Below are 15,982 nucleotides of genomic sequence, written 5' to 3'. Positions count from 1 at the left end.
GTTCGCCGAGCGAGACAGTAAAACACCGTCTCGGATCGATATTTGCCAGAGGCGAATGTTCGTACGAAACGGGCGACTCAGTCGTCCAGCGCCGGCGCGGTTGTCAGCGCTTCGTCGATCTCCGCCCGGGCCATCTTCTCGACGAGTGCGTCGATGACGGCCTCGCGCTTGCCGCGGACGAATTTGATCGATCCGACGACGAGGTGGCCGCCGCCGGAGATGCCGGCTCCCGGAAGCTCGGCTTTGAGTTCGGCGACCATTTCGGGGATGTCGAGTCGGACCCCGTCGCTTCGGAGGACGGCGAAGTCTGGACCGTAGCCCACCGTGATCACGGGATCGCCGGTCTCGGTGATCTTCCGGTCGTGGATCTCGCCGGTGGTCTTTCCGGGCGCCGGATAGGTGAATCGGTGTGCGTAGTTTTCGACGTCGATCCGATAGAGGTGTGCGCCGTTTTCGAGCGACTCGTGTTCGAGGTGGGGCGTCGTCGCTTCGAGCTGGTGAGAGACCGCGTCACGGGCGCTTTCGGCGAGCATTGCGACGAGATCGCGGTGGTGAGATTCGTCACAGTCGATGCCGAGGACGTCCGTGATGAGTCGATTACCGGGACTGTAGCGCAGCCAGTGGGCGGCGTAATCGAGCGCCTCGCTAACGTCGCGCAGGTGTGACTCCTCGTAGCCCGCGTCGGCAGCGAGTTCGACGTACTCGGTCATCGCATCGGCCTTCGAGCGGTCGGCTAATCCGGCGACGGCGGGAACGTGACGAATCTCGTCGGTGAGGTCGGGATAGATCATCCGCGCGAGTTCGACACAGAGCATTCCGGTGGTGATGCGGTAATCTTCGCCGTGGAGGTAGGGGTTGACGTGGGCGTCGAGAAGCGATTCGACGGCGTCCGGGTCCGGGTGGTGGTGATCGATCGCGATGATCGGGATGTCGTAGTGGGCGAGCGTCTCGTAGGAGGGGACGTCCTCCTCGGTCGAGCCGTTGTCGAGCATGAGCAACAGGGGCAGTTGCTGCCCGTGGCGGTCGCGGTCTTCGAGCGCGTAAGTCAGGTCGCGCGTCGCGTCTTCCATCTCGTAGAACGGCGCCTTGCTCGGCAGACGCTTGAAGAGGTGTCGCGGCGCGGCCGGCTCTTCGTGAACGTCGGCGATGAATCGCTCGAGTGCGAGTTGGACGGGAACCGCCGCACACATGCCGTCGCCGTCGGCGTGGTGGCGCGCTCGGATCGGCCGTCCCTCGAGGACGGTCCGGCGCAGCCGACGGGCGACCTCGGCGAGTTCGGGTCGGAGCGATTCGAACGCCGGCCAGTCGATGAGCGGTTCGACGTCGGCCGGTTCGGCTCGCTCGTCACGGGCGGCTTCGAGTCGCTCTCGTGCGTCGGTTTCGTCCTCGTCGTCGAGCGTCGACAGCCCTTCGACTTCGAGTTGGATCGAACCGTCGTGACGGTCGACAGTCCCGGTGAGTCGGACGACGGTACCGAGTTCGACCGAGGGGTAGGCGCGAACGCCGGCTTCCTCGAACGCGGCGGCCGTGACGACGCCGAACTCGTCGGCGACGTGGAAGATCGTGGGGCCGCCGGTCTGCTTGATCTGGACGATCTCGCCCTCGAGCGTGATTTGCTCGCCGACGTTCGCTTCGAGTCGATCGGTTCCGGTGAGCGAAACGTCGTGGCCGACGGCTTCGACGTCGGTCGGTTCGGCGTCCACTGGTGCGAACGAGAGGTCGCCGTTGTCTCGAACGGTTTCGAGTTCGACCACGAGTTCCTGACCGACCCGATAGGTCCCTTCCAGGACCGATTCGTGGACGAGTCCCGAAACGGACTCCGAGAGATCGACGAAGATCCCGTATTCGACGATACCGTTGATTTCTGCGAGGTATGGCGTCTCGTACTCGAGATCGTCGGTTGTACACTCCGAGTCGAGATCGTAAACGACCGCCTCGCGCTCGCCGGCTCCGCCGGCGGTCTCGCGTGTCATCGTTGACAGTCGTTTGCGACCGGGCCGTATAACGCTTATCAAGCGAGGATCGGTGCGGTTCGCCGGGCGAATCGGTGCCTTTCGGTCGATCGGGCCGGGTACGCCGACTTCGAATCGGGAGTGCCGACGGGCGTACGCGACGGTACCGGTCAAATCTGCCAGTACTCTTTTAGCGAGGTGTTGAGAAGACCGGGTATGACGCGAGCGCCGTCCGATCGATCACCCGACGGATCGCCGGAGCGGGCTCGCAATCCGGACGCCATCGTCTTGCTAACGGACGACCGGGCGTGCGGTGAATCGCTGGCGTCGTCGATCGAATCGGCGAGCGACCGGCTCTCGGTCACCGTCTCGGGGTGGAGTCGGTTCGACGGTCGCGAACCGTCGTGTTTCGTGGTCTCTATCGAAGCCGTTTCCCCCGACGTGGCGAGCGGACTCGACGAGATTCGCGAGCGCCATCCGGCGACGCCGATCGTCTGTTACGGCGAGTCGCCGACTGCGCTCGAACGAGCGCTCGATGTCGGCGTAGCGGACGTACACGCGATGGGCGACGAACCGTCGTTGCTCGCCGCCCGTCTCGAGCGGGCGATCGACCGCGATCGACGCCTCACCGATCGGTTTCGACTCGCCGACGACCTCGAATCTCTGGTTTCGACGCTTCCAGGTATCGTCTACCGGTCTCGGGTCGAACCCGACTGGCCGATGACGTTCATTCACGGCGAGTGTGCGGCGCTGACCGGCTATACGGCCGAAGAATTCGAGCGAGGAGCGGTGAGCTGGGGCGAAGACGTCATCCACGAAGCGGATCGAGATCCGACGTGGAAGACGATCCAGGAGACGAAAGACGAATTAGACGCGTTCGAACTGACCTACCGGATCGTTACCCGCGATGGAACGACCAGGTGGGTGTGGGAGCGAGGCCGCTGGATCGATCGCGAGCGAACGCGAATCGAGGGGTTCATCGCCGACGTGACGAATCGGCGAGAGCGCGCAGAGCAACTCCAGGTGATCAGTCACTTACTGCGACACAACCTTCGAAACGACATGACCGTCGTCCGCGGCTACGCCGAGATGATCGCCGAAGAATCGTCCCAGTATACAGAGGAGATCGAAGCGATGGTCGATCGGATCGACGGACTGTTAGCGACCGCCGCGAAGACGCAACCGATCGTCGACGTGTTGACCAGTCACGACGATCCGACCGTCGTCGACGTCGCCGACACCGTCGAACGCGCGGTGCGGGTGGTCGAAACGCGCTTCGACGACGTTACGATCGATCGTTCGATTTCACCCGTCAGAGCCATTGGAATCGCGAAGCTGGAGCGAGCGATCGTCGAGCTGGTCGAAAACGCCGTTATTCACAACGATCGCTCCGAGCCGACGATATCGATCGCCGTTCGACGCGAGAGCGAAACCGTCACGATCGAAGTCGCAGACGACGGCCCGCCGATTCCGGAGATGGAACGAGACGTCCTCTCGGACGAGCTGACGCCCGAACCGCTCTTTCACGGAACGGGACTGGGCCTCTGGCTCGTTCAGTGGATAGTCAGGCGCTCGGGTGGCTCGCTCAGGTTCGACGATCGCAAACCGCGCGGGAACGTCGTCACGATCGAGTTACAACGCGGGGCCGACGATCGGACGATCCGCAACGTTTAGCAACGGAGAGCCCAGATGGAAGGTATGGGACTGCTCTCGTCGCTGTTTCGCTCGAGCGAGATCCTCGGAATCGCCGAGGAGACGCTCGAGTTCATCATCGAGGCCTCCAGTGAGACCCACCCGAACGAGTACATGGGCTTTCTCCGAGGGACGGACGCGTCTCGACTCGGGCTCGATCGGGACGGGGTGATCATCACGGACGTCCTCGTGATGCCCGGAACCGAGCAGAACAGCGTGAGTGCGACGGTTCGAACGAGTACGATACCGAACGACTCCAAAGCGCTGGGGAGCGTCCACTCGCACCCGAACGGCGTCCTCCGGCCGAGCCAGGCCGACCTCGAGACGTTCGGTCGGGGCTCTGTGCACATGATCGTCGGCGCCCCGTACGGCCGCCACGACTGGAAGGCGTTCGACTCGAGCGGCCAACCGACGACGCTCAACGTGATCGACGTCGACCTCCCGGACACGGAGGACTTCTTTCACTTCACGCAGCAAGACATCGACGAGGAGCTCCAATGGAGTTGAGGACCGACCGAAGCGTACCAATCGCGTCGAAACGAGTCTGCGCTGACAAACGAGTCTGCGCTGACGGTCGAACGCGTCCGAGCAGTCGGACAGGGGGCGAGCTGCCGTGACGCGCGTGGTCGCACAGGGAACGTTCGATCTCCTTCACCCCGGCCACGTCCACTACCTGCGCGAGGCGGCCGCGATGGGCGACGAACTGATCGTGATCGTCGCCCGCCGAGCGAACGTCGATCACAAGGAGAAACCGATCTGTCCGGCCACCCAGCGCCGCGACGTCGTCGACGCGCTCGAACCCGTCGACCGCGCCGTCCTCGGTCACGAGTCGGACATCTTCGTTCCGATCGAGGAACTCCGTCCCGACGTCATCGCCCTCGGCCACGACCAGCACCACGACGAGGAGGCCATCACCGACGAACTCGAGCGACGGGAAATTCAGTGTGAACTCAGGCGGGCGAGCGGCTGTGAACCCGGCGAGGACGAACTCTACTCGAGTCGGCTTATCGTCGGCGAGATTCTCGATCGACGCGGTTGACCCGTAGGAGCCAGTTCACGTCCGACGGACGTACAACACCCAGATTCCGAGCGCCAGCAATCCGAGACCCCACCACAGCGAGTCACCGGGGAGGAGTTTCAGGACGAGCGTTACGATACCCGACGAGACGAGCGACCATCCGAGGGTCGTCTGATAGCTCATAGGACACCACACATCGACGAGTGAGTTAGTCCCCCAGGTCCAAGAATGCGGACACGGAGATCGATTTCACTCCGCGTTCGTCAGACGCCGCGGTCAGAGCAAGTCGATCGCCGAGAGTGCGCTCAGAGCAAATCGTTCTCGATCAGTCGTTCGACACCCTCGCGCAGGCGCTCCTCGCTCGCCGCGTAGGAGAGTCGAGCGTAGCCCGGCGCACCGAACGCGCTGCCAGGCGTCGTCGCGACGTGTGCTTCCTCGAGAGCGCGTTCACACCATTCGGTGTCGGTCACTCGCGGCCCGTCGCCGCTCGACTCCGAGCCGCCCGGCTCCGTGCCGACCGGAATCATCATGTAGAACGCCCCGTCCGGGACGGCGAGGTCGACGCCCTCGTCGGCGAACAGGTCCACCAGGAGGTCACGTCGATCGCGGAACGCGGCGACCATCTCGGCGACCGCCTCGTCCGTGTTCGTGAGCGCTTCGACGCCGGCGTGCTGGACGAAGTTGGTTGCACACGAGACCGAGTGGGAGTGGAGCTTCCCGGCCTGTTCGATCAGTTCCGACGGCCCGGCGTAGTAGCCAAGGCGCCAGCCGGTCATGGAGTACGCCTTCGAGAAGCCGTTGACGGTGGTGGTTCGGTCGGCCATACCGTCGAGCGAACCGAGGCTCGTCGGTTCGGTTCCGTAGGTGATCTCGCCGTAGATCTCGTCAGAGACGACGGTGACGTCGTGTTCGACGGCGAGATCGCGGACGCCGGAGAGCGCGGCCTCGGAGTACACCGCCCCCGTCGGGTTCGACGGCGAGTTGACGATCAGCAGGTCGGTTCCGTCGGAGATGACGTTCTCCAGGTCGGAAAGTGCCGGTTCGAGCTGGAAGTCGTAGGGCGAGAGGTCGACGCGAACGAGTGAGCCGCCAGCGAGTTTTACCATCGCCTCGTAGGAGACCCAGGCCGGATCGAGCAGGACGACCTCGTCCCCGTCGTCGACGAGCGTCTGGATGACCTCGTACAGCGACTGTTTGGCGCCGGGCGTGACGATTATCTCGTCGGGATCGTGATCGAGGCCGTCAGCACGGAGCTTCTCGGCGATCGTTTCACGCAGTTCGGGGATGCCCGCCGGCGTGGTGTAACCGGTGTGGCCGGCGGCCATCGCTTCCTGACCGGCTTCGACCACGTTCTCCGGGGTCGGGAAGTCGGGTTCGCCGACGCTCAGGTCGACGACGTCTGCGCCCTCTGCCTCGAGTTCGGAGGCGAGCGCGGAGATGGCGAGCGTTGCGGACGGTTCGACTCTCGTGATTCGGTCTGCGAAGTGCATTGCTGTGGTACGGTCTATGGATTGGTTCTCGGGGATTCAGGGTTCCGGCAATTCCGCGAGCAGCGTCAGCGCGCCGTCGACGGCCTTTTCGGCGTTCTCGACGCGTTCTCTGGCTTCGGCAGCGGACATCCCGGGACCCGTCACGCCGAGCGTGACGGGAGTGTCCCGCTCGAGACTGACGTCGGAGAGACGCTGGGCGGCGGCGTCGGTGATCACCTGATCGTGATCCGTATCGCCGGTGATGACGGCACCGATAACGCAGACGGCGTCGATCGCCTCGCGTCGGGCGAGCCGGTCTGCGGCCAGCGGCGCGTCGTAGACGCCCGGCACCGAGACGATCGTTTCGACGTCGGCACCTGCGTCGGCCGCCGCCTCGCGGGCGACTTCCTCCATCTCTCCGGTGATCGGGCGATTGAACTGTGCGACCACCAGTCCGAGCGTGGGCATACCCGAGGGGTCGGACGGCCGAAATAAAGAGATACCGTTTGTGCCCGAAATTGCGACCGATCGGTAGTTCTCGTCGCCGCGGCTGGTCAGGTCAGGTCGGCTCGCTCGAATCGCCAGTAGCCGAGCGCGAGAAACAACGTAATCCACCCACCCAACACCACGAACGGCACCCAGACGGGAAGCGCTCCCATGGCTACCTCCCCACCGGGTTCGGCCATTGCGGCGGACGCGCCGCCGGGAACCAGTTCGAACATCGCGTACTGATATGACGCGCTCGGCGAAATCGCGGTGAACCACTCGTACCAGCCCGGGGCAGTCGCAAACGACGGGTCGAATCCGCCCAGGACGTACAAGAAGAGCAGGCCGATCAGTCCCCAGAGGTACTCGAACAGGACGAACACCGAGAGGACGAGAATGCCGGCCTTCGCCCCGGAGTCCGTACACGCAGAGAGGCCGGTTCCGATCGCGACGTACACCAGCCCGAGTAACAGCGTCAACAGCGTGAATCCGACGAATCCCACCGGATCGAGTTCGTACGTTACCAGGGCGACGACGGCGCCGGCGGAGAACCCGACCAGGATGGCGACTGCGACGACCGCCGATCGGCCGAGCCACTTGCCGACGAGGACGTCCGCCCGCGAGTGCGGTAACCCGAGGACGAATCGGATACTTCCCGTCTCGCGCTCGCCGGCGATCGATCGGTAGCTGACGAGCAGGGCGAGGATCGGGACGAGAAACGCCGATGGCGCCGCGAGCGACAGCCCCAGCGTCGCCGTCGATCCGCCGTCGTCGAAGAGTTCGCCGAAGACGAACGCCGCGCCGGCGATGAACACCACGAGCAACGTCGTCACGATCAGCAAGGACTTCGAGCGAACGGCGTCCTGAAAGTCCTTGATCGCGACCGCACGCCAGCGGATCGACGGCCAGTTCATCGGTTTGCCTCCTGATCCGGTTTCGATCCGGTTCCTTCGTCAGTGTAGTTCATGAACACGGCTTCGAGCGACCGCTCGTCGGTCGTAAAGTCGATGACGTCGACGTCGTGTGCGTCGAGCGTCGTGATGATACGCACCTTCGCGTCGCGGTCGCACTCGACCGAAAGCGTGTGTCCCTCGGGATCGACGGCCCACACGCCGTCCAGATCGCGAACGGCCGAGAGCGCCGCACCGTCGGGGCGATCGACTTGCACGCGAAGTCGCGTACTCGAGCCCATGGTCGACCGCAGCCCGCCGATCGTATCGAGCGCGACCAACCGCCCGTCGTTGAGGATGGCGACGCGGTCGGCGGTGGCCTCGACCTGCTCGAGACTGTGAGACGAGAAGAACACGGTCGCACCGCGGTCGCGTTCGGTCTCGATCAGATCGCGCATCTTTTTGGCCGCGCGCGGATCGAGCCCCGTCGACGGTTCGTCCAGGATGAGCAGGTCGGGTTCGCCAACCAGCGCCGCCGCGAGCATTAGTCGTTGACCCATCCCCGTCGAGTACTCGGCCGCCTTGCGATCGGCGGCGTCCTCGAGGCCGACCCGAGCGAGCAATTCGGAGGGGTCGTCGTCGACGTCCTTCGCCCGGATCGCAAATTCCAGGTGCTGGCGACCGGTCAATCGATCGTACAGCGAGTAGCGATCGGAGAGCAGTCCCGTTCGCTGGCGCACCGCTCGACTCTCTTGCTGGGCGTCGTGGCCGAGCACGGTCGCCGAGCCAGCCGTTGGCCTGACGAAGTCGAGCAGCAGTCCGATCGTCGTCGACTTCCCGGCACCGTTCGGCCCCAAAAAGCCGAAGATCTCGTCCTCCCTGACGGCGAACGAGACGTCGTCGAGGGCCGTGACCGAGCCGAAGCGCTTGGTCAGCCCCTGCAGTTCGATCGCGTTCATACGGGACGATCACCCTCCTGCGTACTGCTGGACCAGACGCATCGGGATGTGCGGCCGTCCGGACCGAACCCGTCACGCTCGATCGGCGATCCGACGTGCATTACGGTGGCCTTCGCCGCCCATTCTATTCAATGACCTGACCGTTCATCGGAGTGGCGGCGTTCGAGTCGGGCAGACCCGACGGATAGCGCCCGTGCAAAGTGAGAATTCTTATGCGCCGGCCCCTGCAACGACCGTCAATGACGACGTTACGGACGCCGGGACCGACGCTCGGGGTCGTCGGTGGTGGACAGCTCGGACGAATGCTGGGCGAAGCGGCCGCGCCGCTGGGCGTCGAGGTAATCGTCCTGGATCCGACGCCCGATTGTCCGGCCGCGCCGGTCGTCCGCGATCAGCTGGTCGCCGACTTCGACGACGAGGACGCCATCCGGCGTCTCGCCGAGCGCTCGGACGCGCTCACATTCGAGATCGAACTCGCCGACCAGGACGCACTGGAACGGGTAGGCGATGAGACCGGCGTCCCGATCCACCCGAAGCCGGGAACGCTGCGGACGATTCACGACAAGCTCGTCCAGAAGCGCGAACTCGAAGCCGCCGGAATTCCCGTCCCGCCGTTCCGCGCGGTCGACGACGCCGGGGACATTCGGGCGGCGATCGACGACTACGGGGCACCCGTCATGCTCAAAGCCCGGACGGGCGGCTACGACGGCCGAGGGAACGTCCCCGTCGAGTCGAAAGACGACGCGGAGGCGGCGCTGGAGGCGGTCGCCGGTCCCGCGATGGTCGAGTCGTTCGTCGACTACGCGCGAGAGGTGAGCGTCATCGCCGTCGAGGGGTACGGCGAGCGCGAAACGTTCACCGTCGGCGAGAACGTCCATCGGCAGGAGATCCTCAGGGAAACGATCGTTCCGTCCCGCTCGAGCGACGCCGCGCGAGAACGCGCTCGTGAGGTGGCCCTCGACGTCCTCGACGTGATGGACGGTCGCGGGGTGTACGGAATCGAGTTCTTCGAGCGCGAGACGCCGGGGGGCGAGAGCGAGATCCTCTTGAACGAGATCGCACCGCGACCCCACAACTCCGGCCACTGGACCATCGAGGGCGCGCGCACCTCGCAGTTCGAACAGCACGTTCGAGCGGTGCTGGGCTGGCCGCTCGGATCGACCGAATTGCGCTGTGAAACGGTGCTTGTCAACCTGCTCGCCGACGTCGACGAAACGGTCCCCGCCACGCTCAGAAACGTCGAACGAATCCACGAGACGCCCGGCGCCCACCTCCACTGGTACGGGAAGAAAGAGGCCCGTCCCCTTCGGAAGATGGGCCACGTCACGGTAACTGGATCCGGAGCGGAGGACGTCGAGACGCTACTCTCGCGGGCGACCGGGCTTCGAAAGGCGGTGACGTTCGAGGAGTGACGTCGGTACACGACGATGATTCGCGAGTGGGAGAGATCTACCACAGGTCTATTGACGAATATCGGGCCGAACCGAGTACGTCCGTATCGATAGCCAACCCACACCTTTCATAGCGACCCGGAAGCAACCTCTCCCCATGACCGAAACGGCCGTCTCCGAGTTGATCGAACGCCTTCGGGAGGAAGCCACACGGGACCGTCCCGCCGCCGAAACCCCCGACGTCGGTATCGTCATGGGGAGCGATTCCGACCTCGAGGTGATGCTGACCGGCGGCCGACGGCGCGGGGCCTACGACGCGCTCGTCGACGAACTCGGCTTCGCCGAACAGACCGACTTCGACGACCCGCCGTCCGAGCGATTCACCTTCGAGACGTACGTCACCTCGGCCCACCGGACGCCGGACCTGATGACCGCCTACGCGGAGACAGCCGAAGACCGCGGCATCGAGGTCATCATCGCGGGGGCGGGCGGGAAGTCGGCCGACCTGCCGAACATGACGGCGTCGATCGCGTACCCGCTTCCCGTCATCGGCGTTCCGGTCCAGGAGAAGTCCGTCGACAGCGTCATCGGGATGCCGACGGGCGCGCCCATCGTCGCCGTCGACGCCGGCAAGTCGTTCAACGCGGCGCTCTCGGCGACCCAGATCCTCGCCCGAAAACACGAGGAACTTCGCGATCGGCTGGTCGTCTACCACGACGATTTGCGAGAGGGTGTTGGGCAGGTCTCGAAGCGACTGCACGACGACGGGACGGCGACGTTCTCGGCCGAACGGGACTAACGTCTTCGGCGGTTTACCCGGTGGAATCACCACCTGCTTTTTTCGTATCAGCCCGCGAAACCGTCGCCATGGGAGTTATCGAGCTGGACGGGCTCAGCAAACACTACGGAGACGTACGCGCGAACGACGACGTGACGTTCGCCGTCGACGAGGGCGAGATCTTCGGCTACCTGGGGCCGAACGGCGCTGGGAAGACGACGACGATACGGCTGCTTCTGGGGCTCATCAAACCCACGGACGGCTCCGCGACAGTTCTCGGGACGGACATCCGAGACCGACGGGCGCTCGTCGAGACGAAAGCCCGGATCGGCTACCTGCCGGATGATCTCGGGTTCGAAGAGCGACTGACGGGCCGAGCGGTGCTCGACCACTTCGCCCGGATGCGGGGTGACGACCGACGCGAGGAGATGCTCGAGCTGTTTCACCCCCCGTTAGACCGGAAGATCGAGGAGTACTCCCACGGGAACAAGAAGATGCTCGGCATCGTCAACGCGTTCATGCACGATCCGGATCTGGTCATCATGGACGAGCCCACCTCCGGCCTCGACCCGTTGAAGCAGGACCGGTTGCATCACTTCCTCGAGGCGGAACGCGACGCCGGGACGACGATCTTCTTCTCTTCGCACGTCCTGAGCGAAGTCCAGCGGATATGCGACCGGGTGGGTATTATCAGGGACGGCGAACTGGTCGCCTTAGAGGACATCGACACCCTCATCGAACAGGGTGGAAAAGACGTCAGGATCCTTCTGAACGAGCCGCTCGACGAAGCGGCGTTCACCACGCCGTCGATGATCGACGTCGAGATCGTCGACCGTTCGATCCAGTTCACCTACACCGGCGAGTACAACGCGCTGCTCTCGCACCTGACCGAGTACGACGTCGCCGACATCGAGATCGCTAACCCACAGCTCGACGATATCTTCAAGCACTACTACGGGAACGGAACGGTCGACGACCGCGAGGACGATATCACCACGGAGGCGTAATGTACGCGATCCTCCGGCTCGAGTCGGTTCGGCTCCTGCGCCCGTCGGCCCTGCTGGTCGGACTGTTCGCCCTCGTCGCGGGGTTCCTGTTCGCCGCGTTTCCCGGCTTCGCCGACGAAGCGGACGTTCTCGATGAGGCGATGCCGCCGGTTCTGCAGGCGTTTCTGGGATTCGAAGAGATCCACACGATAGAGGGCTTCGTCGCCGGCTACGCGTATCCGCTCCTCTGGGTTCTCTTCGGCGGTATCTTCTTTGCCTACGTTAGCGCCGGAACGATCTCGCGAGAGGTCGGCGAGCGACGGATGGATCTGACGCTCTCGAATCCGGTCTCCCGCGAGTCGGTCGTCCTCCAGAAGATCGGGGCGATGTGGCTCCCGCTGGTCGTCCTGAACGCGGGCATGATCGCCATTGTTCTCGCCGGGGTCGGCGTTCTCGGCGAATCGATCGATCCGCTCGTCCTCACGGTGGCTCACCTCCTCTCGGTCCCGTACCTACTCGTCTGTGCCGGGATCGGCCTGGTGTTCTCGGTCGCCATCGATCGCGTCGAGACCGCCCAGCTCGGAGCGATCGGAGTGGTGTTTCTCCTCTGGTTAATCGAAGGGATCGCCGAAATGTCGCCCGACTACGAGTGGGTTGGCTACGTCAGTCCCGCGTACTACTACGACTCGTCGGCGATCTTCGTCCACGACGAGTATGCCTACGGCGACGCGGGAATCCTCCTCGCGGCGTTTCTCGCGCTCGTGGCCGTCGCAACCGCAATCTTCGTCCGGAGGGATCTCTGAGATGGACGACCCGTACGTTCCGCGATGCGACCGCGCCCGGAGACGAACCGTCGCCGACCGACCGGGGAACGCGGAGGGGTCTCGATGACGGCCATCCTCCGCCTCGAATCGCGAAAGCGCGTCCGCGGCTCGGTGGCGCTCGTCGTCGTCTTCGCCCTGCTGTCCGCGATGTACTTCTCGATGTTTCCCGGCATCGAGGAGGAGATCGACGAGCTCATGGAAGGCTTTCCGGACTTCTTCTTCGAGATGTTCGGGATCGACGCCCTCGACACCATCGAGGGCTTCATCGCCGCGGAGGTCTACTCGTTCTTCTGGGTCGTCCTGCTCGCGATCTACTTCGCGTACGTCGGGGCAGGGTTGATCGCGGCCGACGTGCGGTCCCGGCGGATGGACCTCACGCTCTCGAACCCGGTCTCGCGGGAGTCGGTCGTCCTCCAGAAGGTGGCGTCGCTGTGGGTGCCGATCGTCGTCCTGAACGTCGCCGTTCCGGTCGTCGTCTACGTCGGCGCGCTGGTGATCGGCGAGTCGATCGACCCGGTCGCGCTCGCGATGGTCCACCTCCTCTCGATCCCGTACCTGCTCGTCTGCGGGACGATCGGACTCGCCATCTCGGCGGTCGCCGGCCACGTGAGAAGCGCTCGGGCGGCGGCGATCACGGTCGTGTTCGTTCTCTGGTTGATCGACGCCTTCTCGCGGATCAACGAAGATCTGGAGTGGGTCGGTGCGCTCACACCGAGTCGATACTACGAGGAGACGGAGATCCTCGTCCACGAGGAGTACGCCTACGGTGACGCGGCAGTGTTGCTGATCGTCTTCGCCGTGCTCGTGGCGATCGCCGTCGTGGCGTTTACGCGTCGGGATATCTGATCGATGAGTGGCAGGTAGTTTCTGTGCTGGCGATGGCGCCCGACCACTCGTTCGATCGACGACGACGATCTGACACTCACGTCGTAGCTGGTGAGCGCATACCCACGATATGAGGCGATTTCCGGAACCATCCCTTCATTATATCGAGATGGTATCTCTGGTCGACCACCAAACTTCGGTTAGGCATCAGCCTACCGACCCGGCATTATTTCGCTCGCACTATTCAGTCGAGGCAAAATTTTGAAAATTAGGGAAGAAGGATAATTCAGGATAGACTCAATGATTATATTTGGATTTTGGTTGAATATGCCAGATATCACCCCCGCACCATCTAATATGATAAATATTTAATATTAGTGTTACTACTAAATTCTCTCAAATGGGCTTATATTCTATCGCTATAATATATGGGCATGGAAGAAGGAAAATGGAGAGGCAACGGTCGAAGAGCAGTGTTACAAGCTGCTGGAGCGATCGGAGCCTTCTCGGTACTTCCAACGACGAGTGCAATACGAAATGGTGAGACTAGATCCGATAAGTACGATTTGCTGCGAGGATCGATTGAAAAACCGATTGATGAAGATGCCATCGGAGAGCTACGTGAGGACTTTGCGAAACAATCCGCTACCCGTTCAAATAGCGAAACGAAAGTGTACCTAGATTTAACGACGTTCGAGAACGATCGAATACTCGGGTACAATATTTTGATGAGTGAGAGCGGTGACAACAGCACGATCCAAGAACAATACATCGTATCCGGTGGTCACACAGGCGGTTCGGAAGTGACGAGTGATGAATCGACCGAGACAACGGATAGACTCCGTGCCAAAGCTGATCAATACTTAGATGATGCGAAGTCCATCTCGAATTCAATACAGAGTTCGGATGAACCCACACCGCAAGATTGGGATATTGATTGGGGCGATTGGGACAGTACCGCGAATGACTACGTCCACTGGGAGGCGCCAAAAGAAGCAAGTACGGGATTCGGGGGAGACATCAGACCAGGTGCGGTCATATTTCACAACAGAATCAGAAGATCGTGGGATGACGAACGAATTGCTGCCCGGACGAAGGTACGATTGGAATCAGGCAGAGAGCACTGTCTCGATGGACACGATGATTACTGTGCCAGCAATACCGTCCATACCGGATGGCGCAACCGTGAAGCCGACATCCATCACGACTGGGACCAGCCAGGGAATGGATTCAGTGGCCCAACCATGCTGGTCGGCCTCGATCCGGTACAAACGATAGAAGACGTGACGAAATCCCGCAGTGCGTCGATCGGCTTAGACTTGGATCAGAATCCAAATCTTTCGCTCGGATATTCCACCGGCATAGAGATGGATAAATCGGGAATAACGGATCGAACTACATCGTTGGACGCGAAAACGCATCATGAATGGGAAGTAATGTCTTCAAGTGGTCCTTCCGCAAAGTATAGTTCTGAATTCGAAATAGGATCCGTGGCAAAATACAACGATAACTGTGGGGGTTCAACGAGAATACTAGAAGTTGATGCTGATCTTCGATGGGGACTTCGATTGGGCGGGCGTTGAGTTAATAGCCACCGAGACAACAAATGGTTTGCCTATGACCTAGACTGTGGAACGTCTCCGTGGTAATAGGAACGTAACCACGGAAAATGGCTCTGTTCGGAGGTCATACCCACTGACTAGTTTATAATGGTATTATTATAATAGGTTTGATTCTGTATAATCCGAGCAGTTATTCGTCGCTGGTTCGGGAGCGGTCATGAAACATCAAAAAAATAGACACAGTACATTTTTCTCGTAACGTATTTTAGTATAATATCCGTATACCAATCATGGAAAGAGTCTTACTCAGTATACTAGGTATACAGATAACACTATTCGCAGGGATCAACCTCATACTAAACGAGATCGCTCCGTACGCCGAAGGAACCTGGTTTTTCGTATTATGGCTAGGGTTACTAGTAACGGTGTACGCAGTTGTCAAAGAGTACTATTTGTTAGTGAAAAGACGTTCAACGCGCGAGGAAGAGAGGTAACTTCCTCCCAGAGAAGTTCATTCAGCTATGTAAAGGACAGAATTCTGTTTCAATTGCTGTTCGAAAACAGTTACCAAGCTGGATCGCCAGCAGATCGGTCGCCAAGACGACGCTAAGCTCGTTGTCCGAACAGAGCTGCAATTCTTGATTGCAGCCCGCCAGCAATTCGAGACAGAATTCTCAGGCGAGATCATTTGCGAATCCGTCGCCTCGTGAAAGTCCATCTGAGGGACACCGGCACCGCAGATTTCGGGTACATTTGAGCGGCAACCGCCGGTGACAGCCGAGCCAACAGCGACGGGTTTATCGCAGACCAAAACGCGCGACGCTCGTCAAGTAACTCAAACCGTCGTAGATCGTGCAGTCGATCGTCTGAACACGCGTCGCAACGATATGTGGACAATCAATGGATTCGATATCAACCATTTCAGCGGTGATTGCCGTGGTTTTTTGACGAATTCGTCATCCTCGTACTTCGATGCAATCAGCCGGATACGCAAACGGTCTCTTACCTCTGAATTTCCGCCCCAATATTCACGTCCATACCCAGCGACCACATGCATCTTCAACGAACCAGCCTCCCTGGGGCCTGCGTACCCGAAATTCGAAGAATCAACCCTTATATGGGTGCGTTTCGAACCCCCGCACGTTACCGA

15 protein-coding genes are annotated in these 15,982 nt (G+C 61.7%); 9 read left to right on the top strand and 6 right to left on the bottom strand.

Annotated features, from left to right (window positions below; all coding sequences use genetic code 11):
* Positions 1-77: 77 nt before the first annotated feature.
* Complete coding sequence (gene han / locus NKH31_RS12700; protein WP_254862166.1) at positions 78-1,973, bottom strand: Hef-associated nuclease; 1,896 nt, start codon at positions 1,971-1,973, stop codon at positions 78-80.
* Positions 1,974-2,168: 195 nt separating this feature from the next.
* Between han and NKH31_RS12695 the strand changes: the two genes are divergently transcribed.
* The 3 genes from NKH31_RS12695 (at position 2,169) to NKH31_RS12685 (ending at position 4,683) form a co-directional block, all read left to right on the top strand.
* Positions 2,169-3,626: a sensor histidine kinase gene (locus tag NKH31_RS12695; RefSeq protein ID WP_254862165.1), complete on the top strand. Its 1,458-nt coding sequence runs from the start codon at positions 2,169-2,171 to the stop codon at positions 3,624-3,626.
* A gap of 24 nt (positions 3,627-3,650) precedes the next feature.
* Positions 3,651-4,151, top strand: coding sequence for a Mov34/MPN/PAD-1 family protein (locus tag NKH31_RS12690; RefSeq protein WP_254862164.1), 501 nt, complete (start codon positions 3,651-3,653; stop codon positions 4,149-4,151).
* A 106-nt stretch (positions 4,152-4,257) separates the two neighbouring features.
* Positions 4,258-4,683, top strand: a complete 426-nt coding sequence (locus NKH31_RS12685; RefSeq protein WP_254862163.1) for an FAD synthase family protein — start codon at positions 4,258-4,260, stop codon at positions 4,681-4,683.
* 15 nt (positions 4,684-4,698) lie between these two features.
* Here the strand turns inward: NKH31_RS12685 and NKH31_RS12680 are convergent, their stop codons facing one another.
* The 5 genes from NKH31_RS12680 to NKH31_RS12660 form a co-directional block, all read right to left on the bottom strand.
* Positions 4,699-4,845: a hypothetical protein gene (locus NKH31_RS12680; RefSeq protein ID WP_254862162.1), complete on the bottom strand. Its 147-nt coding sequence runs from the start codon at positions 4,843-4,845 to the stop codon at positions 4,699-4,701.
* 122 nt (positions 4,846-4,967) lie between these two features.
* Positions 4,968-6,152: a pyridoxal phosphate-dependent aminotransferase gene (locus NKH31_RS12675; RefSeq protein WP_254862161.1), complete on the bottom strand. Its 1,185-nt coding sequence runs from the start codon at positions 6,150-6,152 to the stop codon at positions 4,968-4,970.
* A gap of 36 nt (positions 6,153-6,188) precedes the next feature.
* Positions 6,189-6,599, bottom strand: a complete 411-nt coding sequence (gene ribH / locus NKH31_RS12670; RefSeq protein WP_254862160.1) for a 6,7-dimethyl-8-ribityllumazine synthase — start codon at positions 6,597-6,599, stop codon at positions 6,189-6,191.
* A gap of 86 nt (positions 6,600-6,685) precedes the next feature.
* Positions 6,686-7,531, bottom strand: coding sequence for an ABC transporter permease (locus tag NKH31_RS12665; protein WP_254862159.1), 846 nt, complete (start codon positions 7,529-7,531; stop codon positions 6,686-6,688).
* Entirely contained in the window at positions 7,528-8,466 is a 939-nt protein-coding gene (locus tag NKH31_RS12660) for an ABC transporter ATP-binding protein (protein ID WP_254862158.1), read from the bottom strand. The genes NKH31_RS12665 and NKH31_RS12660 overlap by 4 nt, the downstream gene beginning before the upstream one ends.
* Before the next feature lie 239 nt (positions 8,467-8,705).
* Here NKH31_RS12660 and NKH31_RS12655 point away from each other — a divergent pair, with 239 nt between their 5' ends.
* The 6 genes from NKH31_RS12655 to NKH31_RS12630 all read left to right on the top strand — a co-directional run bounded on the left by NKH31_RS12655 (position 8,706) and on the right by NKH31_RS12630 (position 14,853).
* Entirely contained in the window at positions 8,706-9,878 is a 1,173-nt protein-coding gene (locus tag NKH31_RS12655) for a 5-(carboxyamino)imidazole ribonucleotide synthase (protein WP_254862157.1), read from the top strand.
* A 136-nt stretch (positions 9,879-10,014) separates the two neighbouring features.
* Positions 10,015-10,656: an AIR carboxylase family protein gene (locus tag NKH31_RS12650; RefSeq protein WP_254862156.1), complete on the top strand. Its 642-nt coding sequence runs from the start codon at positions 10,015-10,017 to the stop codon at positions 10,654-10,656.
* A 68-nt stretch (positions 10,657-10,724) separates the two neighbouring features.
* A complete protein-coding gene (locus tag NKH31_RS12645) occupies positions 10,725-11,642 on the top strand; it encodes an ABC transporter ATP-binding protein (protein ID WP_254862155.1) in 918 nt (305 codons plus the stop codon).
* Complete coding sequence (locus tag NKH31_RS12640; RefSeq protein ID WP_254862154.1) at positions 11,642-12,424, top strand: ABC transporter permease; 783 nt, start codon at positions 11,642-11,644, stop codon at positions 12,422-12,424. Before NKH31_RS12645 ends, NKH31_RS12640 begins: the two co-directional genes overlap by 1 nt.
* A gap of 84 nt (positions 12,425-12,508) precedes the next feature.
* Positions 12,509-13,291 carry an ABC transporter permease subunit gene (locus NKH31_RS12635; protein WP_254862153.1) on the top strand — a complete coding sequence of 261 codons (783 nt, stop codon included), beginning with the start codon at positions 12,509-12,511 and terminating at the stop codon, positions 13,289-13,291.
* 413 nt (positions 13,292-13,704) lie between these two features.
* A complete protein-coding gene (locus NKH31_RS12630; protein WP_254862152.1) occupies positions 13,705-14,853 on the top strand; it encodes a hypothetical protein in 1,149 nt (382 codons plus the stop codon).
* Positions 14,854-15,982: the final 1,129 nt, after the last annotated feature.

The organism is Halovivax gelatinilyticus (genome assembly GCF_024300625.1).
GTDB lineage: Archaea > Halobacteriota > Halobacteria > Halobacteriales > Natrialbaceae > Halovivax > Halovivax gelatinilyticus.
The sequence above is the reverse complement of the archived record's forward strand: the minus strand, read 5'-3'. Positions and strand labels throughout refer to the sequence as shown.